Source organism: Croceitalea dokdonensis DOKDO 023 (assembly GCF_001306415.1).
Taxonomy (GTDB): Bacteria; Bacteroidota; Bacteroidia; order Flavobacteriales; family Flavobacteriaceae; genus Croceitalea; species Croceitalea dokdonensis.
In genome coordinates this window covers 37,501-60,106 of record NZ_LDJX01000004.1, presented here as the reverse complement: position 1 = coordinate 60,106, position 22,606 = coordinate 37,501, and the positions used below count along the sequence as shown (strand labels likewise).

The window sequence follows — 22,606 nt, the reverse complement described above, 5'->3', positions numbered from 1 at the left end:
GGTTAATATTACCCTACAAACTTCGTATAAGGATGGCCCATAACAAGCCCTGTATACCGTAAAAAAAACCTCCCTGTATTCAGGGAGGTTTTTTGTGGCTGTGAGGGTACATGGGGTCAATCCTCCACCAATCCCATTTTTATGGCATATTTGGTAAGCCCGGCGAGGTTTCTGACCTCTAATTTTGAAATTAGGTTTTTCCTGTAGCTTTCTATGGTATGTTTGCTCAAGAAAAGTTCGTCGGCAATTTCCTGCGTGGTCAATTCTTGCGCAATGAGTTTTAGAACCTCCCGTTCCCGCTTAGAAAGTGAGTTCATCAAGTTCTGCTCATTACTGAACATCCCTTTGAGGTACACGTCCTTTATGGATTGTGAAAAATATTTGTCTCCGTTTAAAATGCTTTCAATCGCTTTTAACAGTTCTTCTTTTTCAGCATTTTTTGGCACATACCCATCTACCTGGTCTTGGGTCAAGGTTTGTATGGTTTGTGCATCATGTAACATACTAACCACCAAGGTCTTTACTTTTTTATGGTAGGTTTTAATGTGCTTGTTGAGTTCAATCCCGTTCATATCGGGCATATTAACATCGGTAATCACCAAATCAACTGGTTCGTCGGCGTTATTGATGTCCAAATACTTAGCTATGTTTTTTCCGGTGTTGGCCGTTAAGATTATGGTGTATTCCGGTTTGCCTTTTAAGATGCTCAAAAGTCCGTCCAAGAACATTTTGTGATCGTCCGCAATAATGATTTTGTATGATTTCATAGGGTTGTATCTAATGGGATTTCTAAACTGATCACGGTTCCCCTGCCCAATGAACTATCAATGTGGAGTTCTCCGTGGTTTGCCTTTGTCCTCTCTCTTAAATTTTTTAGTCCAATGCCTGCTTTCGCGCTTTTGGTGTCAAAACCAATACCATCATCCTCAAAAATAAGTTGTAAACTACCATGGATTTTGTTAAGATGTATGGCAACATTTTTGGCCTGGGCATGTTTTAGGCAATTGGTCATTAATTCTTGTATGATTTGATAGAGTTCTATTTTGATGCCTTGTTCCAAATGGTTGATGTCAGACTCTGGATGTGCAGAGAAGGTAATAGCGCAATCTGAATTTATCCTAATGTTGTCCAAATAGTGTTGAATCAAAACCGTATAATTATTGGTGTTGAATTTCTTGGGTGTTAAGTTATGTGAAATATCACGCACCAGTTCATAGGTTTCGTCTACTTGGTGTAAAAGATCTTTGGCTGCCTTGCCATTTTCCACACTATGGCTTAATTGTAGCTTTATCCCTGCCAGATTGCCCCCAATACTATCATGCAGCTGTTTTGCAATGCGTGAACGCTCTTCTTGCTGGGCATTTAAGGACGTTTTGGCCAAGGCTAGTTCCTGTTCGTTTAACATGGTGGATATTTCTTGGGCATTTAACTGTTGTTGTTTTTGGTTGAGTTGGCTTTGTGCCTGTAGTTTTTGATAGTAGACCACCAAAAGTGCGATAATGGGTATTAACAACGCCAAGAAGCCATATAGGAATGCTTTTTTAATGGTTTTTTGCCGATCTATTTCATTCTGTTTTTCTATCTGGGATTCTTTGAGCGCTAATATTTGATTTTCCTTTTGTAAGGTTTGGTATTTTACCTCCAATTCCTTAACGGCATCGCTATTTTGCTGTTCCAGTATTTGGTTGGTTATGGACACGTGCTGGGTCATCAAATTATAGGCGTTTTCATAATCGCCATTTTCCGCATAGGTTCGGCGTAGGCTGTTAATGATGTCTCTTTGGAGTTCCATTCTGTTCCATTGCAATGAATTGGCGTAGGCTATGGACAAGGTCATTTGGGCGGCATCATACTGTTTAAGATCTCTGTACATTTGCCCATATCCCAGTACACTTTCCGTATAAATATCGTAAAAGTGGTAGGTTAAACTAGTATTGATCAGGTACTCATAGATATTAAAAGCGGTTTCGGTCTCGCCATCACCTTGGGCAATCTGGGCCAATTTTAGCTGTACTTGCATTTTAAACTTAGGTAAGTCCTCCTCCGCAACCAGCAGGCTTGCTCTTTCCAAGTAAGATTTGGCTTTGTTGGTGTCCTTGTCCTTGGAAGCGAGATAGGCTTTGTAATAAAGTGCTTTGGATGCAATAGTATCATTGGGGTTGGTAGATAGGCGGTCCAGAACGGGAACTGCTTTAGTATATTCCCCAAGTGATAAATAGGTGCGTGACAAACCCAACTGAAGCCAGTTTTTAAGCCTTTTTTCCTCTTTGGTCTGGGTCGATAATGCAGCAAGTCCATCTAAAAACGCTTTTTGGCTATCATTGACCAAGCCTTTTTCCAATTTTGCCTTACCAAGTAGTAGCTGATAGTTTATTTTTTTTAAGACGGATGTGCCTACATGGTCGCTGCTGAGTTTTGCGTAATGCAAGGCGGAATCTACATCTCCCTGGGCCAGGTGCGTTTGCCCAATAATTTGGGCTAATCTAAATTTATCTTCTTCCTTGTTCGCCTCTTTATAGGCTATGTAAAGCGAATCCTTTATGGTCTTGGGTGCCTGTCCAAAAGCGCGGAATGTGAGTTGATCCTGGGCATGGCTGCGACCAGAAAATATCATAAGCAGTAAAACACATGGTATGTAGCGCATCAACGGCATACGTTGGATTAAATAACTTCCTATCGTTTATTTGATGCTGTAAAAGTAAACTATAATCCTGTGGTGGTATACCCCGTTTTCCGTGAGGCATAAGCTCTGATGTTTTACAACGCTAATCCAAGAGGGAATTATTGTTTTGGCCAGTAACTAAAAAACCTCCAAAATCATTACAATTTTGAAGGTTTAAAGTGACCTGACTGGGGCTCGAACCCAGGACCCTCTCCTTAAAAGGGAGATGCTCTACCAACTGAGCTATCAGGTCCAAACAAAACGAGCAATTAATATCTCGCTAAGCGGGTGCAAATATAAAAGCATTTATTTATTTATCAAGAGGATTTAATAATAAATTTGCCTTTTTAAAAATAGGCTATGGCTAAAGACTTGAAAGTAGTGCTTTTAGGATATATGGGTAGTGGAAAATCTACAGTTGGAGATGCATTGGCCCAAAAACTGAATATCCCTTTTAAGGATTTGGACGGTGTTATCCAAGAAAAGGAGGGAAAGACCATATCGCAACTATTCCATGAAAAGGGCGAACTGTATTTTAGAAAAAAAGAAGCTTATTATTTAAATCAAGTCTTGGATTTAGAAGCATCTTTTGTACTTGCCCTTGGGGGTGGTACTCCCTGTTATGCCAACAATATGGCAGATGTATTACAAAAGGCCGGGACTTCTATTTATTTAAAAATGACCCTTACGGAACTCGTATTGCGTTTAGAGGGGCAAAGGGATACCAGACCCTTGATAAAAGGCATAAAAGAGGGAGATTTGCCAGAATTTATAGGGAAACACTTATTTGAACGCGCTCCCTTTTATCAACGAGCATTACATACCGTTAATGTTGCGGACAAGTCTGTTGAAGCGTTGGTAGAAGAGATAGCATCTTTCTTAGTCTAAAAAAACACCATTGTTTTTGGATTCAAAACTAACACGTACATGTTCGTGTAATGAGGTGGACAAAGAAATCCCTTTATAGTCTGCCTTAACAGGATATTTTTTATGGTTCCTATTGACCAACACTGCGGTTTTTAATTGTTTTAAGGGCGATTTTAAAAAATGGTTGACCCCATAAATAAGTGTGGTGCCAGAATTGAGGACATCATCTACCAACACAACGGATTTATTTTCATAAGCAGCGGCATCCAGTGAGGTGGTCACTCCACTTTCCAAAGGGTTCTTTTTATCCATGTATACCTTGCAGAGCACAATATGGATATCGCTGATGGCCCTGAGAACCGTGTTGATTTTTTTTGCAAATTGTAGTCCTCCTCCTTCAATTCCGGCAATGACCAGCTCCTGTTCATCAATGTTGGCCTCAAGGATTTGATAGGCAATACGCCTGGTCTTAAATTGTATGTTATCGTGGTCAAGGATTTTGTTGTCCATGAATCATCTTTTTTACAAAGTTAGTTAATCTCCATAGCCAAAGCTCGCAAAAGTTTTGGGAACTAGGATAAAGGAATACGCTGGGATTTGGATATGGCAATGGAAACGTCTGGCTAAATGCAATACCCTGCTCACTTGGATACTTAAAAGGCAATAGGTATTGGTTGGTAGCTGGCACCTAGTCTACAATGTTTTAGGTAACAATAGCGGACAAGGTTGGATTTTAGCTCTCTTGTTCAGATTCGTCCACATAACCCTCAATATCCCGTCTATCCTTTTTGGTGGGCCTCCCAGTGCCCTTTTTGCGATAATAGTCTTTGCTGTATTTTAATAGTTCTTGGTTCTCAAAGGCCTCTTTGGGAGTAGTGTCCTTTCTATAGATATCCACCAGTTTTGCACCAACCCTACTATCCGGAATATCCAAAACGGTAAGCTGATGGTTAATTTGGTTTTTTCTAAGTTGGATCACATCCATGGGATATACCTCCCGTGAAGGTTTTACCGCCTGGCCGTTGACTTTTATATGCCCTTTTTTGCAGGCATTGGTGGCCATGTTTCTGGTTTTGTAATAGCGCGTACACCATAAATACTTATCAATACGCATAGCAACTGCAAATCTTTGTTAAGGTATGGTCAAAAATAGGCGAAAATTGTATCTTGCAGCCTTGTATATCAAACAAATTACATGAAGAATGTTGCGCTTTTTTGGTGTTTGGCACTACTACTAATTTCTTGTGGCGATGATGATGAATCGCTCATTCCTGGAGAGGTGGTGCCGCCTAGATTGCTTAGTGAAGTTACTGTAGAGGATGATGCCGCAATACGGGAGTATCTTGAAACGCATTTCTATAATTATGAGGAGTTTTTAAACCCAAGCCCAGATTTTGATTTTAGAGTAAGAATAGCGCCGATAGCCGGAGAAAATGCTGATAAGATTCCATTGATACAACAGGTGCGGGATACCCTTATCAATGTTTCCTCATCTACCTTTGGTTTGGATGTTGAAGAAAATGATATTCCCCATAAGTTGTACTATTTGGTAGCTGAGCAGGGAGAAGGGGTAAGACCATCCGTGGCAGACTCGGTATATGTCAGTTATGAAGCCTCACGCTTAACAGGTGAGATTTTTGAGAGTAATCTGGGTACGGCCGTATGGCTAAATTTACAAGCAACCCCAGGACAACAGGGAGAGGTTAGAGGCTTGCAAGAAGGTATCACAAGGTTTAGAGCAGGAGCAGGATTTCAGGAGAACGATAATGGTACCTTTACGGTACAAGGTTTTGGCTCCGGAGTTATCTTTATGCCATCTGGTTTGGGTTACTTTATTAGTTCTGTTCCTGGTGACGCTTATGCGCCTTTGATTTTTAATATCAATCTATTTGCGCAAACCGTGGTAGATCATGATAGGGATGGAATCCCCAGTATTGAAGAAGACAGGAATAATGACCGCAATTTGCTAAACGATGATACTGATGGCGATAACGCCGCAGATTATATTGACGTAGATGATGACAATGACGGTATTTTTACACGGGATGAAATCACGGATGAAACCGGTACTATTATTATTCCTTATCCAGACACGGACGGGGACGGGGTGCCAGATTATTTAGACCCAGATAATGGTTAAAAAAAAGCCCCAAGCGGGGCTTTAATTTTTTATAGCTGTAAGGACAGACTTAGGATTAGCTGATCTGGTCTAGTGTCCACACGGTCGTTCACGTTTACGATATTGGAATTGATAAAATTCAGCTCATTTTCCGTAAAGCCACGTTCATACCTAAGGTCAATACCAAATTTTCCCAGGTTGACACCAATACCTAGATTGGCACCTACGGAGAAATCATTCTCAATATCACCAATACTTACGCCATCAAATTCTGTATCCAAAATGTACTGAAAAGCTGGCCCGGCAAAAACATGCAAAGGCCCAACAACCTTGATGCCCACTAAAACGGGTACGTCAAGTTTTTGGATTTTAAGGTCGCCCTGTTCGTAACCGGAGGAGGTATTGGTGTAAACCAGTTCTGGGCGCAAGTATATTTTGTTGCCCAATTTACCGTAAATCCCAAAATGGAATCCAGCGTTTCTGTCCGGGTTCTCAAAGGCATCTGCTACGGAATTAAAATAATCGCCATTGCCACTGTAGTTCAATCCCCCCTTAAAACCAAATCCTGAACCTGCCTGTGAAAAAGCTGTAGTACTTACCAGTGCCACAACTAGAATTAGAAGTGTTTTTCTCATAATATGTCTCGTTTAAGCGTTATGATGAGCAGAGGTGCCAAAAACGATACCAAAAAGTTACTTTCGCTGCATCACTTTTAAAACGGCAGCCTCTATGGCTTTATTGTTTAAGCCGTACTTGTCCATCAACTGTTCTGGGGTGCCACTTTCACCAAAGGTATCTTGGGTGGCCACAAATTCTTGTGGAGTTGGTAAATGTTGGGCAAGGGTTCTGGCGACGCTTTCCCCTAAACCTCCTAAAAAGTTGTGTTCTTCCGCAGTTACAACACAGCCTGTTTTCTTTACAGAGTCCAAAACAGCTTTCTCATCCAAAGGCTTAATGGTATGGATGTTGATCACTTCACAACGTATCCCTTGGTTTTCCAAGGTTTCTGCCGCTAGGAGCGCTTGCCATACCAAATGGCCCGTAGCAATGATAGTAACGTCCGTGCCTTCACTGAGCATTAGGGCTTTCCCAATTTCAAATTTTTGGTCGGCAGGGGTAAAATTGGCGACTTTGGGACGTCCAAAACGTAAATAAACCGGGCCGTGGCGTTCTGCAATGGCAAGGGTTGCCGCCTTGGTCTGGTTGTAATCGCAGGGATTAATGACAGTCATCCCTGGTAACATTTTCATGAGGCCAATATCTTCCAGGATTTGATGTGTAGCGCCGTCTTCCCCCAAGGTAATCCCAGCATGCGAGGCGCAAATTTTTACGTTTTTATCGGAGTAGGCTATGGATTGGCGTATTTGATCATACACACGTCCCGTAGAAAAGTTGGCAAATGTTCCCGTAAAAGGGATTTTACCACCAATGGTTAAGCCCGCTGCAATCCCCATCATATTCGCCTCTGCAATACCTACTTGAAAAAAGCGGTCAGGGTTTTCATCGATAAAAGTTTGTATTTTCAATGAACCGACCAAATCTGCACAGAGTGCCACCACATTGGGATTGGTTCTACCTAGTTCCGTCATTCCGGCGCCATAGCCGCTTCGGGTATCATTTTTTCCTTGATCTATATACGTTGTCATAAGCCTTTGGTATTCCTTGTAAAAAAGGGTGTTACTTTAGTTTTTGTTTCTTGTCTCTTGGCGGTGTTCCCTTTAACGGGATTTTAATAGTCCCCTAAGGTTTCTGGATTTTGTCCTAGTGCATTTGCCAGTTGTTCATCATTGGGTGCCTTTCCGTGCCATGCATGGGTATGCATCATAAAGTCCACCCCATTGCCCATGACGGTGGTCATTACCACACAGACGGGTTTTCCCTTACCTGTTCTGCTTTTGGCCTCTTTCATCCCGGATATAACTTGTTCTAAGTCGTTTCCATTGCTAATTTCCAAAACGTCCCAGCCAAACACCTTAAACTTCTCTGCGATATCCCCTAGTGGCAATACCTCTTCCGTGGCGCCATCTATCTGCTGGCCATTTCTGTCAATGGTGGCAATCAGGTTATCTACCTTATTCCCGGCAGCGTACATAATAGCCTCCCAGTTTTGGCCTTCCTGTAGTTCGCCATCACCATGTAGGCTATAGATGAGGTGGCTGTCACCGTTTAATTTTTTCGCCAGTGCAGCACCAATGGCAACGGATAATCCCTGACCCAAAGAGCCGGAAGCGATACGGACCCCTGGTAAGCCTTCATGCGTGGTAGGATGTCCTTGCAATCTGCTATTAATTAATCTAAAGGTGTTCAATTCTTCGATGGGGAAATATCCCCGGCGTGCCAGTACGCTATAAAACACTGGTGAAATATGGCCGTTAGAGAGGAAAAAGAGGTCTTCATCATTACCATCCATATCAAAACCTTCCTTGAGTTCCATCACTTCGTTGTAAAGTGCAACAAAAAACTCCGTACACCCTAGGGAGCCCCCGGGGTGACCAGAATTTACCTTATGTACCATTCTAAGGATGTCACGCCTAACTTGGGTGACCAAATCTTGTAATTCTTGGGTATTTGCCATGTTCGTTTTGTTTTTCCCGTAAAAGGGAACTATAGGTTTGTTGATGCTATCATCGTTTTAAAAGAAAATATGCCAACAGCAGATTCCCTTTTTCTACGACATTTGTACGGAGCCAAAAATAACCGCATTGGGCAGCTAAAGCAAACTTAATGGTAATTTTCAACAAAAAATTGCCTGTTGTGTACCCGCGTTTTGGTTTTAGACGTATTTTAAAGTAAGGAATAAAGCCAAGTTACCCATGATTCCAATAGCGCAATTGGGCAATTTAGTGGGAGTAACTGAATTTACTTAGCCTACATGTAAGCCAGAGGGTTGTTGTTTTCTTTCCTTTTTCTAGTAATTTCTTTATGTCTTGCAACATTTACGCCGCCATGGGCTAAGTAGTTTCCGCGGTGGACCCATGGATGTTTTTCTGTTCCCAACTTTATTTTTTTCTTAAGGTAGCGGTGAAAGGGAGTTGACTATCTTTGCCCATTAAAGTATAGCATTGAAGTATTCCCTTTTACAAAAAGACCCCAATAGTAGCGCCCGGGCCGGGGAGATAACTACAGACCACGGCAAGATTGAGACTCCAATTTTTATGCCCGTTGGGACCGTGGCCACCGTAAAGGGTGTGCATCAGCGGGAATTGCGTGAAGATATCAACCCGGATATTATTTTAGGAAACACCTACCATTTGTACTTGCGTCCCGGCATGGATATTTTGGAACGTGCCGGTGGTTTGCACAAATTCATGGGCTGGGACAGGAATATCCTTACGGATAGTGGCGGATATCAAGTATATTCCCTTTCAGGTACCAGAAAAATAAAGGAGGAGGGGGTGAATTTTAAGTCCCACATAGATGGTTCCAGTCACTTTTTTTCACCAGAAAGTGTGATGGAGGTACAACGTACCATTGGTGCGGATATCATTATGGCCTTTGATGAGTGTACCCCGTACCCCTGTGATTACGGGTACGCGAAAAACTCCATGCACATGACACACCGTTGGTTAGACCGCTGTATTTCACATTTGGAAAAAGTTCCGGTAAAATATGGGTATGGTCAGGCCTTTTTTCCCATTGTGCAGGGATCTACCTATAAAGATTTGCGCAAACAATCGGCGGAATATATTGCCGAGGCAGGCGCCGTGGGCAATGCCATTGGCGGCTTATCCGTTGGCGAGCCAGCGGAGGAGCTCTATGCCATGAGTGAGATTGTCTGTGATATTTTACCAGAGGACAAACCTCGGTATTTAATGGGAGTGGGGACGCCCATCAATATTTTGGAAAATATTGCCTTAGGGGTAGATATGTTCGATTGTGTGATGCCTACCAGAAACGCTAGGAATGGTATGCTTTTTACCGCAGAAGGAACCATCAACATTAAAAACAAAAAATGGGAGGATGATTTCTCCCCTTTGGATGATATGGGCATCACTTGGGTAGATAAAGAATATTCCAAAGCTTATCTGCGCCATCTTTTTGCCGCCAATGAATATCTAGGCAAACAAATTGCCACCATTCACAACCTAGGTTTTTATCTTTGGCTTACTCGGCAGGCAAGGGAACATATTTTGGCCGGTGATTTTAGAAGTTGGAAGGATAACATGGTCAAACAAATGGATAAACGGTTGTAATGCTCACCATCCTGGATAAATACATTTTAAAACGCTACCTCATTACCTTTTTGGGGATGTTGCTGTTATTTGTCCCTATAGGTATCATGGCCAATCTTGCGGAGAAAATTGGAAAAATCATTGACAATGAAGCTCCTTTGGCAGAAGTCATAGCCTATTATGGTAATTTTACCTTGGTCATTGGCAATCTATTGCTGCCTATCTTTTTGTTTTTATCCATCATTTTTTTTACCTCAAAATTGGCGAGCAACACGGAAATTGTAGCCATTTTAAGTTCCGGAGTTTCTTACAATCGCTTCCTTAGGCCTTATTTTATTGGTGCGGGGCTGGTGGCCATTTTTATATTCGTCATGGGCATGTTTATTGTGCCCAACGCTAGCATAGGCTTTAATAAGTTTGAGTATACCTATTTTAAAAAAGGTAGGGACTTGCAGCAGACCAGTAACATCTTTAACCAATTAAATGATACGGATTTTATTTATGTAAAAAATTTTGACCCCAATAGGCAAATAGGGTATGACTTTACCTATGAAAGATTTACAGAAAATGACCAACTCGATTTTAAGATTTCTGCCCAAAATATTCGTTGGATAGAAAAAGATAGTACCTATAGACTAACCTCGTACACCAAAAGATATATAAGGGAAGGAAATGAGTATATCCAACGCAAACGTAATTTGGATACCCTTTTTACCTTTCAGATAGATGATCTTACACCAGTTTCTTACATAGCGGACACCAAAAACCTCTTTGAGTTGGATGCGTTTATAGCGGACCAAAAGAAAAAAGGAGCTGCCAACATCAATACCTATGTATTGGTAAAGTATAAGCGTTGGGCTTTGCCCATTGCCGCATTTGTACTTACAATCATAGCCGTGGCCGTTTCCTCTGTGAAGCGTAGGGGGGGGATGGGCGTAAACCTTGCTTTTGGTATTGGGGTGGCTTTTATCTATATCTTCTTTGATAAGGTTTTTGGAACCTTGGCAGAACAGTCTGGGTTTTCCCCGTTATTGGCCGTGCTATTGCCCAATCTCATATTTGGTGTGGTGGGTATATTCTTATTGCAAAAAGCTAAAAGGTAGAACCATCACTGGTATTGCTTCCTGCACGCACCTTTTATGCTATTCCAGGATACCCTTTTGAGTCAAAATCTGGTCTGCATATTTTAAGACATTCCAATTTCCTTAAAGTTTAGGGCAAGACAACGTGGTGTTCCGTTGCCAAATTTGGGGAAAAAGCTCATTGGGCAATCCTAAGAAGTAGTCCACAAACTTTACTGGCCTTCAATAAATAACTTGTCATTAAGCATGACCAGCGTAAACAACAAAATGTTGGCTACAGTGATTTTGAGGAATTAAAAATAGTATCGTGAACGTTTTCCATGCTCAAATTTTTGATACTAGGCCTGCCTGTCCGCAGGCAGGTACCTAATATTTCTCCTTAACATAAGATAATTCACCCAAACGGACAGAATTTTTCAAAATTCACCGGGGGCAAAAGTTAACCGTTTTTGTCAAAAACTAATACGGTCAAAGTTCTATATTTGCGTAGAAATAAAACCACGTTAAGCAGCCAACGCTTACCACTACAAAGACAATTATGGAATATTTGGAATTTGAACTTCCCATTAAAGAGCTTGAAGAGCAGCTACAAAAATGCCAGATAATAGGTAAGGAAAGTGAAGTTGACGTTACCGAAACTTGCCAGCAGATTGAAAAGAAATTAGCGGAAACCAAGAAAGACATTTATAAGAACCTTACTGCTTGGCAGCGGGTTCAATTGTCCAGACATCCTAATAGACCCTACACCATGGACTACATCAATGCCATTTGTGGAGATACGTTTTTGGAGCTGCACGGCGATCGCACTGTGGGGGATGATAAGGCCATGATTGGCGGATTGGGTAAAATAGGCGATCAGAGTTATATGTTTATTGGCCAGCAAAAAGGTTACAACACCAAAACAAGACAGTACCGTAATTTTGGAATGGCCAATCCAGAAGGGTACCGGAAAGCACTTCGCTTAATGAAATCTGCGGAAAAATTTGGTATTCCAGTGGTTTGTCTCATAGATACGCCAGGAGCTTACCCAGGTATAGAAGCAGAAGAACGTGGACAGGGAGAGGCCATTGCAAGAAATATTTTGGAGATGACCCGCTTAAAAGTGCCCATAATCGTGGTCATTATTGGCGAAGGAGCTTCCGGTGGTGCTTTGGGCATTGGCGTGGGCGATAAGGTGCTGATGTTGGAAAACACTTGGTATTCCGTAATATCACCAGAGTCATGTTCCTCTATTTTATGGCGTAGTTGGGAGTATAAGGAACAGGCCGCCGAAGCATTGAAACTTACCGCCCCCGATATGAAAAAACTTAAACTCATTGATGAAATCGTCCGCGAACCTTTGGGAGGGGCACATACCAATAGGAAAAAAACGTTTGAAACGGTCAAAAATAAAATTGCCTCACATTATGAGGTACTGCAAAAGTTATCACCAAAAGAGTTGGTGAACCAGCGGATGGATAAGTATGCTGCCATGGGCGTTTTTAATGGCTAACCCACTTGTATTCGTTTCATTGCTCCGGCCAACAAAATTTCTTATTCCCAATTATTAGGTTGTTAACAGATTTTTGAAGTTATCAACAGTAATTTTGTTGAAGTCCTGTGAACATCAGCCAACGTAAAAAAAAGGTTAATTATAGGTTAATTGCATACTTTCGCAACCATGGAAAATCCTAACCCAATCATTGGACGTAAAATTGATAAATCTACCATTATCAATTTGGAACGTGGTAAAATACCACCTCAAGCTGTTGATTTAGAGGAGGTTGTGTTGGGTGCGATGATGATAGACAAGAAAGGTGTGGATGAAGTAATAGATATCTTACATCCAGACGCATTCTATAAAGAGGCGCATCGATTTATTTATGAGGCCATTTTCAAATTATTTGAAACTTCAGAACCGGTAGACTTATTAACCGTTTCATCCCAATTAAAGAAAGATGGCAAGTTAGATGCTGTGGGAGGGGACTTTTACCTCATTAAACTCACGCAAAAGGTAGCATCTTCCGCGCATATTGAATTCCATGCCAGAATCATTCTACAGAAGTACATTCAGCGTAGCCTAATCAAAATTTCCAATGAAATTATTGAAGATGCCTACAATGAGGGAACCGATGTATTTGATTTATTGGATAACGCAGAAGCCAAATTGTACGAGGTGACCCAGGGCAATTTAAAACGCTCTGCCGAAACTGCGCAGAATTTGGTGATACAAGCTAAAAAACGTATCGAGGAAATTGCCAACAAAGAAGGGTTGAGCGGTATCCCTTCTGGTTTTGATAAGCTAGATAAATTAACCTCTGGCTGGCAACCCAGTGATTTGGTCATTGTTGCTGCCAGGCCCGGTATGGGTAAAACGGCCTTAACGCTTTCCATGGCGAGGAATATCGCCGTAAATTCAGAAATTCCCGTCGCCTTTTTTTCCCTGGAAATGTCCTCTGTACAGCTCATTACGCGTTTAATTTCTTCAGAGACCGGCCTCTCTTCGGAGAAGCTGCGCACGGGCCGTTTGGAGAAACACGAATGGGAACAGCTGAACGTAAAAGTAAAAACACTGGAAAAGGCCCCATTGTTCATAGATGATACTCCTTCACTTTCCATTTTTGATCTAAGGGCAAAGGCGAGACGTCTGGCATCCCAGCATGGCATTAAGATGATCATCATAGATTATTTACAGTTGATGACGGCCGGGGGGAGCCAAAAAGGCGGGAATAGGGAACAGGAAATTTCTACCATTTCCAGAAATTTAAAAGCCCTTGCCAAGGAGTTGAACGTACCTGTTATAGCTTTGTCCCAACTTTCCCGGGCGGTTGAGACCCGTGGGGGCAGCAAACGGCCTATATTATCGGATTTAAGGGAGTCCGGGGCCATAGAACAAGATGCGGACATTGTATCTTTTATTTACAGGCCGGAGTATTATAAAATTGACGAATGGGATGATGAGGAACGCACGCCTACCCAAGGTCAGGCAGAGTTTATCGTGGCCAAACACCGTAATGGTGGGCTTGAGAATATTAGGTTAAAGTTCATCGGTAATCTAGGTAAGTTTGATAACTTAGATGACTTTGATTCTCCTTTTGAATTTCAGTCTAAGATGAACGATAATGATGAAAATCCATTCGCGACCCCAAACCTGCCCAATACGGATGAAGCCTTTGGTAGTTCCTTCAATACCGAAGAAACGGACGATGATGTGCCGTTCTAGAAGACTAAAGCCGCTACTCGCACTTTTGGTCGTTTTTCTTTGTTCCTCTTTATCCGCAAGGGCATCGGTGATTCTGATACCCATGGATGCGGAATCACAAAAAAACCACCTAAAGGCCTACGGCATTACCTATTGGATGCTAAGCAAACAGCAAAAGGTTCAATGGTTGTTAAATTATAGGGGTGGTTCCTTTTTATTGCCAGATGGCGAGGCGGTGCGCAAAGAGTGCCAAATTAGAGGTGTTTCCTTTGAGGTGTTGTCAGATGCCCAAGCCAATGCAGTTTTGGACGGCATCAGTAGCCCTGCAATGAACCAAGAGTCCGTTATTTTGGAAAAAGCGCCCAAGATTGCCGTTTACTCCCCAAAGGATAATCAACCCTGGGATGATGCCGTAACCATGGTGTTGACCTATGCTGAAATTCCGTACGTTACCATTTATGATGAAGAGGTCTTGGATGATAAGCTTGCTTTGTATGACTGGCTGCATCTGCACCACGAGGACTTTACCGGGCAGTATGGAAAATTCTACGGCGCCTACAGGGCGGCACCATGGTATATAGAAGGGAAAAGATTGGCAGAAGAACGTGCCACCAAACTAGGTTACGATAAGGTGTCCGAGCAAAAAGGTGCCGTTGCAGAGAAAATACGTAGGTATGTGATTGGGGGCGGTTTTATGTTTGCCATGTGTTCCGCAACGGATAGTTTTGATATTGCCTTGGCCGCAAAAGGGGTGGATATTTGCGAGCCCATGTTTGATGGTGATGCTTCGCAAGCCAACTATCAATCACAATTAGACTTTTCCAGAACCTTTGCATTTCAAGATTTTATTTTGGAACGTAATCCGCTACGATACGAGTTTTCCTCCATTGATATGACGGCCAAAAGAAAGGTGCCCAAAGAATCGGATTATTTTTCCTTGATGGAGTTTTCTGCAAAATGGGATCCAGTGCCTACCATGCTCACCCAAAACCACACCGCATTGGTAAAAGGTTTTATGGGACAGACTACCTCCTTTACAAGGGATGAGGTAAAACCTACTGTGATGGTCTTGGGGGAGTGTAAAATTAACGGAGAGGCAAGATATATACATGGGATAAAAGGAAAGGGGTTCTTTACGTTTTATGGCGGCCATGATCCGGAAGATTACCAGCATAGGGTAGGTGATCCAAAGACCGAGTTGGAACTCCACCCCACCTCTCCCGGATATCGGCTAATTTTGAATAATGTGCTATTTCCCGCCGCTAAAAAGAAAAAGCAGAAGACGTAAAAATGCGCCAAGTAGGCATGGCCTACGACCGTAAAAGTTTTTCTAAGACGCGCTCAACGCCAAGGTCATCATTTGAGGTGGTGTGGTACTTCGCTGTTTTTTTTACATTTTGATGTGCGTTTTCCATCGCTACACTAAATTGTGCAAGTTCTAACATCTCCAAATCATTGTTGTAGTCACCAAAAACGAGCAATTCATGCGAACCAACACCATATGTTTGCATCAACTTAGCCAAGGCGTGTCCTTTGTGTGCGTCCGGGTGTGAAATATCTATCCAATGGGCACCAGATACTTTTACCTTTAGCTTATCCTCTAAGTGGGCTACTTGCGGATAAATGTTCCGCTCAGAACTTTCATCGTGGTACACCGCAATCTTCATGATTTCACCATGTACCGCATATTGGTCGGTAACCGGTGAAAACGCCGTGTAGTATTCCTTTAGCAGTTCAATAAAAGCCAAGGAGGCACCATTAACATAGGCAGTATTGGCTCCGCATAAAACAGGATGGGCATTTGGTATCGGTGAGATTAAATCCAAAACCTGTTTGATGTATTGGTGTTCCAAAGGAGTTGAACATAAGGTATGGTTCTTTTTTTTAACTAGCGCACCATTTTCGGCCACAAAAATAATATCATCTTTAATCGCCTCCAGCTTGGCAACCATACTGTCATACTGCCTTCCACTTGCTGCAACAAAAAGGATGTTCTTTTCTTTTAAGGCTTGGAACAGTTCAAAAAATCTATTGCTTACCTCATGTTGGCTGTTCAGTAAGGTGCCATCCATATCGGTGACCACCATTTTAATTTTGGATAAGTCCATAGCTATCAATAAACAACAAAGGTAGAATAAAGCGGGTAGGCCAACATTAAGAAATTAGTAATATTGTAAAAGGTAAATCAATAAAAGATATGGAGTTTCATCAGCGCGAAATACGGTTGCCGGCATTTTCTCGGGGATTTCATTTAATCACACCGCTTGTTCTTAAAGAGATGGCAGAAATTGCGGAGATAAGAATGGGGTTTTTGCAGTTGTTTCTCAAACATACATCGGCCAGTCTTACCATCAATGAGAATGCAGACCCTACTGTCCGTATGGATTTTGAATCCCATATCAACCAAATGGTGCCGGAAAATATGCCTTATTACAAACATGATTATGAAGGGGCAGATGACATGCCAGCCCATATTAAGGCTTCATTGATGGGCGCTTCCGTTCAGATTCCCATTACCAACGGAAAGCTAAATTTAGGGATATGGCAGGGCATTTATCTAGGGGAGCACCGGAACAATGCCCATGGGCGGAAACTGGTGATTACCGTTTTTGGTACGTAGTGTTGGTAAAGCTCAAGTTCATCACCTTTAACATCCGGTCAAAAAGCACGGTGACTTGAGAATTGGAAACAAAAAACCCGCTATTTAGCGGGTTTTAACAGTGGGATTTATTTTAAACGTTTACTTTACTTTTTCAACGATTGCCTTAAACGCATCTGGGTGGTTCATGGCTAAGTCTGCCAGTACCTTTCGGTTTAATTCAATATCATTTGCTTTTACTTTGCCCATAAATTGGGAATAAGACATGCCGTGCATTCTTGCTCCTGCATTAATACGTGTTATCCATAGGGCTCTAAACGTTCTTTTTTTGTTTCTTCTATCGCGGTATGCGTATAACATCGCTTTTTCTACCGCATTTTTGGCTACCGTCCATACGTTTTTACGTCTTCCAAAGTAGCCTTTTGCTTGCTTCATCACTTTTTTTCTCCTAGCTCTAGAAGCAACTGCATTTACTGATCTTGGCATAATTTTAAAATTTTTGTAGCAGGCGGTCTGTATGAAGACTCTTTATGAAATTTAAACTAGTATACCTTATACCGCTTAAATGTTCGCCCAACTCCAGGGTTACTATTTAATTACCTATGAACGCTTACTTTAACCGTAATTGTTCTTTAATACTGTTAACATCTGCCTCGTGCACAAGGGTTGAGTGTGTTAACTTTAGTTTACGCTTTTTTGACTTTTTTGTCAAGATGTGACTCTTAAAAGCGTGCTTTCTCTTAATTTTACCACTACCTGTGAGCTTAAACCGCTTTTTGGCACTGGATTTCGTTTTCATTTTAGGCATATTTCCTATTTATATTTATTTCCGGTATTTCCCGGTATCCCACTTACTTTTTACTAGCCTTTGGAGCAATAAACATGGTCATACGTTTACCTTCCAATTTTGGCATTTGCTCTACTTTACCTATATCTTCCAATTCCGAGGCCAACTTTAACAACAAAATCTCTCCTTGGTCTTTGTACACTATGGAACGTCCTTTAAAGAACACGTAAGCCTTTAACTTGGCCCCTTCTTTTAAAAACTTTTCGGCATGCCTCTTTTTAAAATCGTAATCATGGTCATCTGTCTGCGGTCCAAACCTTATTTCCTTGACAACTACTTTCGAGGCTTTTGCCTTCATCGCTTTTTCCCGTTTCTTTTGCTCGTAAAGAAACTTTTTATAATCGATAATTTTACATACCGGCGGTTTGGCTTTTGGCGAAATCTCCACCAAGTCCAAACCAATTTCCTCAGCCTTGTCCAAGGCCTTTCTTATGGGGTATACCCCAACTTCAACATTGTCTCCAACCAATCTTACCTCAGGGGCAAGAATGCGTTCATTGATATTATGGGGATTTTTGTTTTCCCTTCGCGGTTGGGGTCTAAATCTTCTACGTATTGCTATGACTAATATATTTTAATTAAACTTCTATTTTTAGAACGACTTTAAGGTACTACTTATTTCTTTTGAAATCAAGTCAGAAAAAGCGTTAACTGTAATACTTCCAAAGTCTTCGCCTCCATGCCTTCTAACTGCTATGGTGTTGGCTTCTTCTTCTTGCTCGCCAACCACTAGCATAAATGGAATTTTATTTAATTCCGCCTCCCTGATTTTCTTCCCTACGGTTTCGTTCCTATTATCAATGAGCGCGCGAATTTCGTGATTTTCCAATGATTTCAAAACTTTTTCAGCATATTTTTCATGTTTCTCGCTGACAGGCAATACAATAGCCTGCTGGGGTATTAACCATAAAGGAAAGTTGCCACCAGTATGCTCCAATAATAATGCCACAAAACGTTCCATGCTACCAAAGGGTGCTCGATGAATCATTACCGGCCTGTGAAGCTCGTTGTCACTACCTTTATAGGTAAGGTCAAATCGTTCTGGCAGGTTGTAGTCTACCTGGATGGTGCCTAGCTGCCAATTGCGTCCGAGGGCATCTTTGACCATGAAATCTAACTTAGGGCCATAGAAAGCGGCCTCACCGGGTTCAACAACAAAGTTTAACCCTTTTTGCTCAGCGGCGTTGATAATTGCCTGTTCTGCTTTTTCCCAATTCTCCACGGAACCAATATATTTTTCCGGCTTGTTTAAGTCCCTGACCGATACTTGTGCGGTAAAGTTTTCAAAACCCAGCGAACCCAACACATAAAGGGATAGGTCGATAACGTTTTTAAATTCATCGTTCAGCTGATCGGGGGTGCAAAAAATGTGGGCATCGTCCTGTGTAAAACCTCTAACCCTTGTGAGTCCATGAAGTTCCCCACTTTGTTCATATCTGTAAACTGTGCCAAACTCAGCATATCGTTTAGGTAAATCTTTGTAGCTGAAAGGGCTGGTGTTATAAATCTCACAATGATGGGGGCAGTTCATTGGCTTTAACAAAAATTCCTCGTCTTCTTTAGGGGTTTTTATAGGCTGAAAGCTATCTTCACCATATTTGGCATAGTGACCAGAAGTCACGTAAAGCTCCTTTTGGCCAATATGGGGCGTCACCACCATTTCATAGCCTGCCTTTTTCTGCGCCTTTTTCAAAAAATCTTCTAACCTTTCCCTGAGGGCAGCCCCTTTTGGTAGCCATAATGGCAGGCCTTGGCCTACTTTCTGGGAAAAGGTAAATAGTTCAAGTTCCCGTCCCAATTTACGATGATCACGTTTTTTGGCCTCCTCTAACAGTTCAAGGTAAGCGGTAAGCTCTTTTTGTTTGGGAAAGGAAATACCATAGACTCGGGTTAACTGTTTGTTGTTTTCGTCGCCTCGCCAGTATGCACCGGCAACACTTAATATTTTAATGGCTTTAATGATACCTGTATTGGGAATGTGGCCACCGCGGCAGAGATCGGTGAAAGTGCTATGGTCGCAAAAGGTGATTTCCCCATCCTTTAGATTTTCTATAAGTTCCACCTTATAGGGATTGTTTTGTTTTTTATATAAAGAAAGCGCATCGGATTTAGAGACCTCTCGCATGGTAAAATCATGTTTGCCACGGGCTATTTCCAAGGCTTTTTTTTCTATGGCGGGAAAATCTTTTTCCGATATGGAGTGGTTACCAAAGTCAACGTCGTAGTAAAAGCCATTTTCAATGGCAGGGCCAATGGTTAATTTGATGCCTGGGTAAAGTTCCTCCAAAGCCTGGGCAACCACGTGTGAGGTAGAGTGCCAGAATGCTTTTTTTCCCTCGTCATTGTTCCATGTATATAAGGTAAGGCTGCCGTCTGTATTTAATGTGGTGGAGGTCTCTACGGTTGTATCGTTAAATTTCGCAGAAATAATGTTCCTTGCCAGACCCTCGCTAATGGTTTTGGCTACGGCCAATACGGAAGTCCCAGAAGGTACCTGTTTAACTGCGCCGTCCGGTAATGTAATGTTTATCATGCCTTTTTCCTTATCTATGAAATAAATGAGGGGCAAAGATAAGAGGTTGCGTGAATGTTACAAGGTGGGTTTTGTCATTTTAGTAAGGTTATGCTGAAATACAATTTTCATCGTTGATTTGGTAGGTTATAAAAAAAGAAGTAACTTGTTTATCCTGATTTTTTGGAATGTTCAACTGTAAAAAGTTGATTGTGAGGTAACTGCTAATTTTTTGATTTTTTTTTCAAAAAGGTTTGCAGGAATTAAAAAAGAGTATCTATATTTGCACCCGCTTTGCAGATGAGCAGGGCGATGGACGGACGGGAAATCGTAGGGATTTTGGGTCAGTCCGGGAAGAATAAAGAAGTTCATATACATATTGTAATAGACAGCGTAAAAGAGAGAAAAGAACCATTTTGACGTCAAGGGGCTTTAAAAGGGTTGGTCGTGGTATCGCGAGATATTTAAAGATCAACAATGAAGAGTTTGATCCTGGCTCAGGATGAACGCTAGCGGCAGGCCTAACACATGCAAGTCGAGGGGCATCGGGAGTAGCTTGCTACTTGCCGGCGACCGGCGCACGGGTGCGGAACGCGTATGGAACCTACCTTTGTCATGGGAATAGCCCAGAGAAATTTGGATTAATGCCCTATGGTAATACGGGATCGCATGATTTTGTATTTAAAGATTCATCGGACAAAGATGGCCATGCGTACCATTAGTTAGTTGGTGGGGTAACGGCCCACCAAGGCAGCGATGGTTAGGGGCCCTGAGAGGGGGATCCCCCACACTGGTACTGAGACACGGACCAGACTCCTACGGGAGGCAGCAGTGAGGAATATTGGACAATGGAGGCAACTCTGATCCAGCCATGCCGCGTGCAGGATGACGGCCCTATGGGTTGTAAACTGCTTTTATACGGGAAGAAACGCACCTACGTGTAGGTGTTTGACGGTACCGTAAGAATAAGGACCGGCTAACTCCGTGCCAGCAGCCGCGGTAATACGGAGGGTCCGAGCGTTATCCGGAATCATTGGGTTTAAAGGGTCCGTAGGCGGGCGTATAAGTCAGGGGTGAAAGTTTGTGGCTCAACCATAAAATTGCCTTTGATACTGTACGTCTTGAGTTATAGTGGAGTTGCCGGAACATGTGGTGTAGCGGTGAAATGCATAGATATCACATAGAACACCGATCGCGAAGGCAGGTGACTAACTATATACTGACGCTGATGGACGAAAGCGTGGGGAGCGAACGGGATTAGATACCCCGGTAGTCCACGCCGTAAACGATGGATACTAGCTGTCGGGACCTCGGTCTCGGCGGCCAAGCGAAAGTGATAAGTATCCCACCTGGGGAGTACGTTCGCAAGAATGAAACTCAAAGGAATTGACGGGGGCCCGCACAAGCGGTGGAGCATGTGGTTTAATTCGATGATACGCGAGGAACCTTACCAGGGCTTAAATGTAAGTTGCATGGGGCAGAGATGTCCCTTTCTTCGGACCACTTACAAGGTGCTGCATGGTTGTCGTCAGCTCGTGCCGTGAGGTGTCAGGTTAAGTCCTATAACGAGCGCAACCCCTACCGTTAGTTGCCAGCATGTAAAGATGGGGACTCTAACGGGACTGCCGGTGCAAACCGTGAGGAAGGTGGGGATGACGTCAAATCATCACGGCCCTTACGTCCTGGGCCACACACGTGCTACAATGGCCGGTACAGAGGGAAGCCACCACGCAAGTGGGCGCGGATCTATAAAACCGGTCACAGTTCGGATCGGGGTCTGCAACTCGACCCCGTGAAGCTGGAATCGCTAGTAATCGGATATCAGCCATGATCCGGTGAATACGTTCCCGGGCCTTGTACACACCGCCCGTCAAGCCATGGAAGCTGGGGGTGCCTGAAGTCCGTCACCGAGAGGAGCGGCCTAGGGCAAAATCGGTAACTAGGGCTAAGTCGTAACAAGGTAGCCGTACCGGAAGGTGCGGCTGGAACACCTCCTTTCTAGAGACGATGTGCCAGATTGGCCCTGTTCTTTGGGGGAAAGGTGGTTCGAGCTCTTTTATGTTGTCTATCGATATGTTGTTAAAGATATTGTACTGTTGTAAACAGGCCAAGACAGTCTCATACCTGCCTACCGGCAGGCAGGGCCCAGCCAGCTGGGCGCTGTGCACGGGAGGTTGATTGGGATTTACAGTCTCATAGCTCAGCTGGTTAGAGCGCTACACTGATAATGTAGAGGTCGGCAGTTCGAGTCTGCCTGAGACTACAGGTCGAAAGGCATGGCGAGAAGCCTGTCCTGAGCGTAGCCGAAGGGAGTCTGCCTGAGACTACAGGTCGAAAGGCATGGCGAGAAGCCTGTCCTGATCGTAGCCGAAGGGAGTCTGCCCGGGACTACAGGTCGAAAGGCATGGCGGGAAGCCTGTCCTGGGGGTAGCCGAAGGGGGTCTGCCCGGGACTACGACGTTCATTGATTGGAATATTGAAGGAAATTCTGGAAGTTGGGACAAACTAGTTGTTGGTTCTTGGTTGATGGTTGATGGTGGAGCTGTCAACGTACGACAGACAACG

Annotated in this window: 20 protein-coding genes, 2 tRNA genes and 1 rRNA gene; 10 read left to right on the top strand and 13 right to left on the bottom strand. The window is 42.9% G+C overall.

What is annotated here, in order from left to right; all coding sequences use genetic code 11:
• Nucleotides 1–116: 116 nt before the first annotated feature.
• The 3 genes from I595_RS09350 to I595_RS09340 form a co-directional block, all read right to left on the bottom strand.
• Nucleotides 117–767: a response regulator transcription factor gene (locus I595_RS09350; protein ID WP_054559171.1), complete on the bottom strand. Its 651-nt coding sequence runs from the start codon at nucleotides 765–767 to the stop codon at nucleotides 117–119.
• The gene (locus I595_RS09345) at nucleotides 764–2,644 is read right to left on the bottom strand and encodes a tetratricopeptide repeat-containing sensor histidine kinase (RefSeq protein WP_172675932.1); all 1,881 of its coding nucleotides are present in this window, start codon (nucleotides 2,642–2,644) and stop codon (nucleotides 764–766) included. The genes I595_RS09350 and I595_RS09345 overlap by 4 nt, the downstream gene beginning before the upstream one ends.
• Nucleotides 2,645–2,842: 198 nt before the next feature.
• Nucleotides 2,843–2,915: transfer RNA gene (locus tag I595_RS09340), tRNA-Lys, on the bottom strand.
• Between the two features lie 107 nt (nucleotides 2,916–3,022).
• Here I595_RS09340 and I595_RS09335 point away from each other — a divergent pair.
• The gene (locus I595_RS09335; RefSeq protein WP_245628260.1) at nucleotides 3,023–3,550 is read left to right on the top strand and encodes a shikimate kinase; all 528 of its coding nucleotides are present in this window, start codon (nucleotides 3,023–3,025) and stop codon (nucleotides 3,548–3,550) included.
• On the opposite strand, the gene I595_RS09330 is transcribed toward I595_RS09335, so the two are convergent.
• The gene (locus I595_RS09330; RefSeq protein WP_054559169.1) at nucleotides 3,542–4,039 is read right to left on the bottom strand and encodes a phosphoribosyltransferase family protein; all 498 of its coding nucleotides are present in this window, start codon (nucleotides 4,037–4,039) and stop codon (nucleotides 3,542–3,544) included. The genes I595_RS09335 and I595_RS09330 overlap by 9 nt on opposite strands.
• Nucleotides 4,040–4,262: 223 nt before the next feature.
• Nucleotides 4,263–4,643, bottom strand: coding sequence for an RNA-binding S4 domain-containing protein (locus I595_RS09325; RefSeq protein WP_054559168.1), 381 nt, complete (start codon nucleotides 4,641–4,643; stop codon nucleotides 4,263–4,265).
• An 81-nt stretch (nucleotides 4,644–4,724) separates the two neighbouring features.
• Here I595_RS09325 and I595_RS09320 point away from each other — a divergent pair, with 81 nt between their 5' ends.
• Entirely contained in the window at nucleotides 4,725–5,669 is a 945-nt protein-coding gene (locus I595_RS09320) for an FKBP-type peptidyl-prolyl cis-trans isomerase (protein ID WP_054559167.1), read from the top strand.
• Nucleotides 5,670–5,698: 29 nt separating this feature from the next.
• Here I595_RS09320 and I595_RS09315 read toward each other — a convergent pair whose 3' ends face one another.
• The 3 genes from I595_RS09315 to I595_RS09305 all read right to left on the bottom strand — a co-directional run bounded on the left by I595_RS09315 (nucleotide 5,699) and on the right by I595_RS09305 (nucleotide 8,223).
• On the bottom strand, nucleotides 5,699–6,283 hold the full coding sequence (locus I595_RS09315; RefSeq protein WP_054559166.1) for an outer membrane beta-barrel protein: 585 nt from the start codon (nucleotides 6,281–6,283) through the stop codon (nucleotides 5,699–5,701).
• A 57-nt stretch (nucleotides 6,284–6,340) separates the two neighbouring features.
• Entirely contained in the window at nucleotides 6,341–7,294 is a 954-nt protein-coding gene (locus tag I595_RS09310) for a transketolase family protein (RefSeq protein WP_054559165.1), read from the bottom strand.
• Between the two features lie 83 nt (nucleotides 7,295–7,377).
• Nucleotides 7,378–8,223 carry a transketolase gene (locus tag I595_RS09305; RefSeq protein WP_054559164.1) on the bottom strand — a complete coding sequence of 282 codons (846 nt, stop codon included), beginning with the start codon at nucleotides 8,221–8,223 and terminating at the stop codon, nucleotides 7,378–7,380.
• A 487-nt stretch (nucleotides 8,224–8,710) separates the two neighbouring features.
• On the opposite strand from I595_RS09305, the gene tgt reads away from it, so the two are divergent.
• The 5 genes from tgt to I595_RS09280 all read left to right on the top strand — a co-directional run bounded on the left by tgt (nucleotide 8,711) and on the right by I595_RS09280 (nucleotide 15,371).
• Nucleotides 8,711–9,841, top strand: coding sequence for a tRNA guanosine(34) transglycosylase Tgt (tgt, locus tag I595_RS09300; RefSeq protein ID WP_054559163.1), 1,131 nt, complete (start codon nucleotides 8,711–8,713; stop codon nucleotides 9,839–9,841).
• The gene (locus tag I595_RS09295; protein WP_054559162.1) at nucleotides 9,841–10,923 is read left to right on the top strand and encodes an LptF/LptG family permease; all 1,083 of its coding nucleotides are present in this window, start codon (nucleotides 9,841–9,843) and stop codon (nucleotides 10,921–10,923) included. The genes tgt and I595_RS09295 overlap by 1 nt, the downstream gene beginning before the upstream one ends.
• A gap of 517 nt (nucleotides 10,924–11,440) precedes the next feature.
• Complete coding sequence (locus tag I595_RS09290) at nucleotides 11,441–12,394, top strand: acetyl-CoA carboxylase carboxyltransferase subunit alpha (protein WP_054559161.1); 954 nt, start codon at nucleotides 11,441–11,443, stop codon at nucleotides 12,392–12,394.
• Nucleotides 12,395–12,562: 168 nt separating this feature from the next.
• Nucleotides 12,563–14,104: a replicative DNA helicase gene (gene dnaB / locus I595_RS09285; protein WP_054559160.1), complete on the top strand. Its 1,542-nt coding sequence runs from the start codon at nucleotides 12,563–12,565 to the stop codon at nucleotides 14,102–14,104.
• On the top strand, nucleotides 14,091–15,371 hold the full coding sequence (locus tag I595_RS09280; RefSeq protein WP_083467557.1) for an asparagine synthetase B: 1,281 nt from the start codon (nucleotides 14,091–14,093) through the stop codon (nucleotides 15,369–15,371). Before dnaB ends, I595_RS09280 begins: the two co-directional genes overlap by 14 nt.
• A gap of 22 nt (nucleotides 15,372–15,393) precedes the next feature.
• Here the strand turns inward: I595_RS09280 and I595_RS09275 are convergent, their stop codons facing one another.
• Complete coding sequence (locus tag I595_RS09275; protein WP_054559158.1) at nucleotides 15,394–16,191, bottom strand: HAD family hydrolase; 798 nt, start codon at nucleotides 16,189–16,191, stop codon at nucleotides 15,394–15,396.
• A gap of 89 nt (nucleotides 16,192–16,280) precedes the next feature.
• On the opposite strand from I595_RS09275, the gene I595_RS09270 reads away from it, so the two are divergent.
• A complete protein-coding gene (locus I595_RS09270) occupies nucleotides 16,281–16,703 on the top strand; it encodes a secondary thiamine-phosphate synthase enzyme YjbQ (RefSeq protein WP_054559157.1) in 423 nt (140 codons plus the stop codon).
• A gap of 120 nt (nucleotides 16,704–16,823) precedes the next feature.
• Here the strand turns inward: I595_RS09270 and rplT are convergent, their stop codons facing one another.
• The 4 genes from rplT to thrS form a co-directional block, all read right to left on the bottom strand.
• Nucleotides 16,824–17,168, bottom strand: a complete 345-nt coding sequence (gene rplT / locus I595_RS09265) for a 50S ribosomal protein L20 (RefSeq protein WP_054559156.1) — start codon at nucleotides 17,166–17,168, stop codon at nucleotides 16,824–16,826.
• Nucleotides 17,169–17,292: 124 nt separating this feature from the next.
• Nucleotides 17,293–17,490 (bottom strand): 50S ribosomal protein L35, encoded by a 198-nt coding sequence (gene rpmI / locus I595_RS17135; protein WP_083467556.1) that lies wholly within the window; start codon nucleotides 17,488–17,490, stop codon nucleotides 17,293–17,295.
• 43 nt (nucleotides 17,491–17,533) lie between these two features.
• A complete protein-coding gene (gene infC, locus I595_RS09260; protein ID WP_083467555.1) occupies nucleotides 17,534–18,091 on the bottom strand; it encodes a translation initiation factor IF-3 in 558 nt (185 codons plus the stop codon).
• Between the two features lie 30 nt (nucleotides 18,092–18,121).
• Nucleotides 18,122–20,062 carry a threonine--tRNA ligase gene (gene thrS / locus I595_RS09255; RefSeq protein ID WP_054559154.1) on the bottom strand — a complete coding sequence of 647 codons (1,941 nt, stop codon included), beginning with the start codon at nucleotides 20,060–20,062 and terminating at the stop codon, nucleotides 18,122–18,124.
• A gap of 453 nt (nucleotides 20,063–20,515) precedes the next feature.
• Between thrS and I595_RS09250 the strand changes: the two genes are divergently transcribed.
• Nucleotides 20,516–22,039: ribosomal RNA gene (locus I595_RS09250) — 16S ribosomal RNA — on the top strand.
• A 191-nt stretch (nucleotides 22,040–22,230) separates the two neighbouring features.
• Nucleotides 22,231–22,304: transfer RNA gene (locus tag I595_RS09245), tRNA-Ile, on the top strand.
• The last annotated feature ends 302 nt before the right edge of the window (nucleotides 22,305–22,606 follow it).

Excerpts from the sequence above, each read along its gene's own strand:
- I595_RS09350 (WP_054559171.1), bottom strand. The coding sequence starts at position 767 with ATGAAATCATACAAAATCATTATTGCGGACGATCACAAAATGTTCTTG.
- I595_RS09345 (WP_172675932.1), bottom strand. The coding sequence starts at position 2,644 with ATGCGCTACATACCATGTGTTTTACTGCTTATGATATTTTCTGGTCGC.
- I595_RS09335 (WP_245628260.1), top strand. The coding sequence starts at position 3,023 with ATGGCTAAAGACTTGAAAGTAGTGCTTTTAGGATATATGGGTAGTGGA.
- I595_RS09330 (WP_054559169.1), bottom strand. The coding sequence starts at position 4,039 with ATGGACAACAAAATCCTTGACCACGATAACATACAATTTAAGACCAGG.
- I595_RS09325 (WP_054559168.1), bottom strand. The coding sequence starts at position 4,643 with ATGCGTATTGATAAGTATTTATGGTGTACGCGCTATTACAAAACCAGA.
- I595_RS09320 (WP_054559167.1), top strand. The coding sequence starts at position 4,725 with ATGAAGAATGTTGCGCTTTTTTGGTGTTTGGCACTACTACTAATTTCT.
- I595_RS09315 (WP_054559166.1), bottom strand. The coding sequence starts at position 6,283 with ATGAGAAAAACACTTCTAATTCTAGTTGTGGCACTGGTAAGTACTACA.
- I595_RS09310 (WP_054559165.1), bottom strand. The coding sequence starts at position 7,294 with ATGACAACGTATATAGATCAAGGAAAAAATGATACCCGAAGCGGCTAT.
- I595_RS09305 (WP_054559164.1), bottom strand. The coding sequence starts at position 8,223 with ATGGCAAATACCCAAGAATTACAAGATTTGGTCACCCAAGTTAGGCGT.
- I595_RS09295 (WP_054559162.1), top strand. The coding sequence starts at position 9,841 with ATGCTCACCATCCTGGATAAATACATTTTAAAACGCTACCTCATTACC.
- I595_RS09290 (WP_054559161.1), top strand. The coding sequence starts at position 11,441 with ATGGAATATTTGGAATTTGAACTTCCCATTAAAGAGCTTGAAGAGCAG.
- dnaB (WP_054559160.1), top strand. The coding sequence starts at position 12,563 with ATGGAAAATCCTAACCCAATCATTGGACGTAAAATTGATAAATCTACC.
- I595_RS09280 (WP_083467557.1), top strand. The coding sequence starts at position 14,091 with ATGTGCCGTTCTAGAAGACTAAAGCCGCTACTCGCACTTTTGGTCGTT.
- I595_RS09275 (WP_054559158.1), bottom strand. The coding sequence starts at position 16,191 with ATGGACTTATCCAAAATTAAAATGGTGGTCACCGATATGGATGGCACC.
- I595_RS09270 (WP_054559157.1), top strand. The coding sequence starts at position 16,281 with ATGGAGTTTCATCAGCGCGAAATACGGTTGCCGGCATTTTCTCGGGGA.
- rplT (WP_054559156.1), bottom strand. The coding sequence starts at position 17,168 with ATGCCAAGATCAGTAAATGCAGTTGCTTCTAGAGCTAGGAGAAAAAAA.
- rpmI (WP_083467556.1), bottom strand. The coding sequence starts at position 17,490 with ATGCCTAAAATGAAAACGAAATCCAGTGCCAAAAAGCGGTTTAAGCTC.
- thrS (WP_054559154.1), bottom strand. The coding sequence starts at position 20,062 with ATGATAAACATTACATTACCGGACGGCGCAGTTAAACAGGTACCTTCT.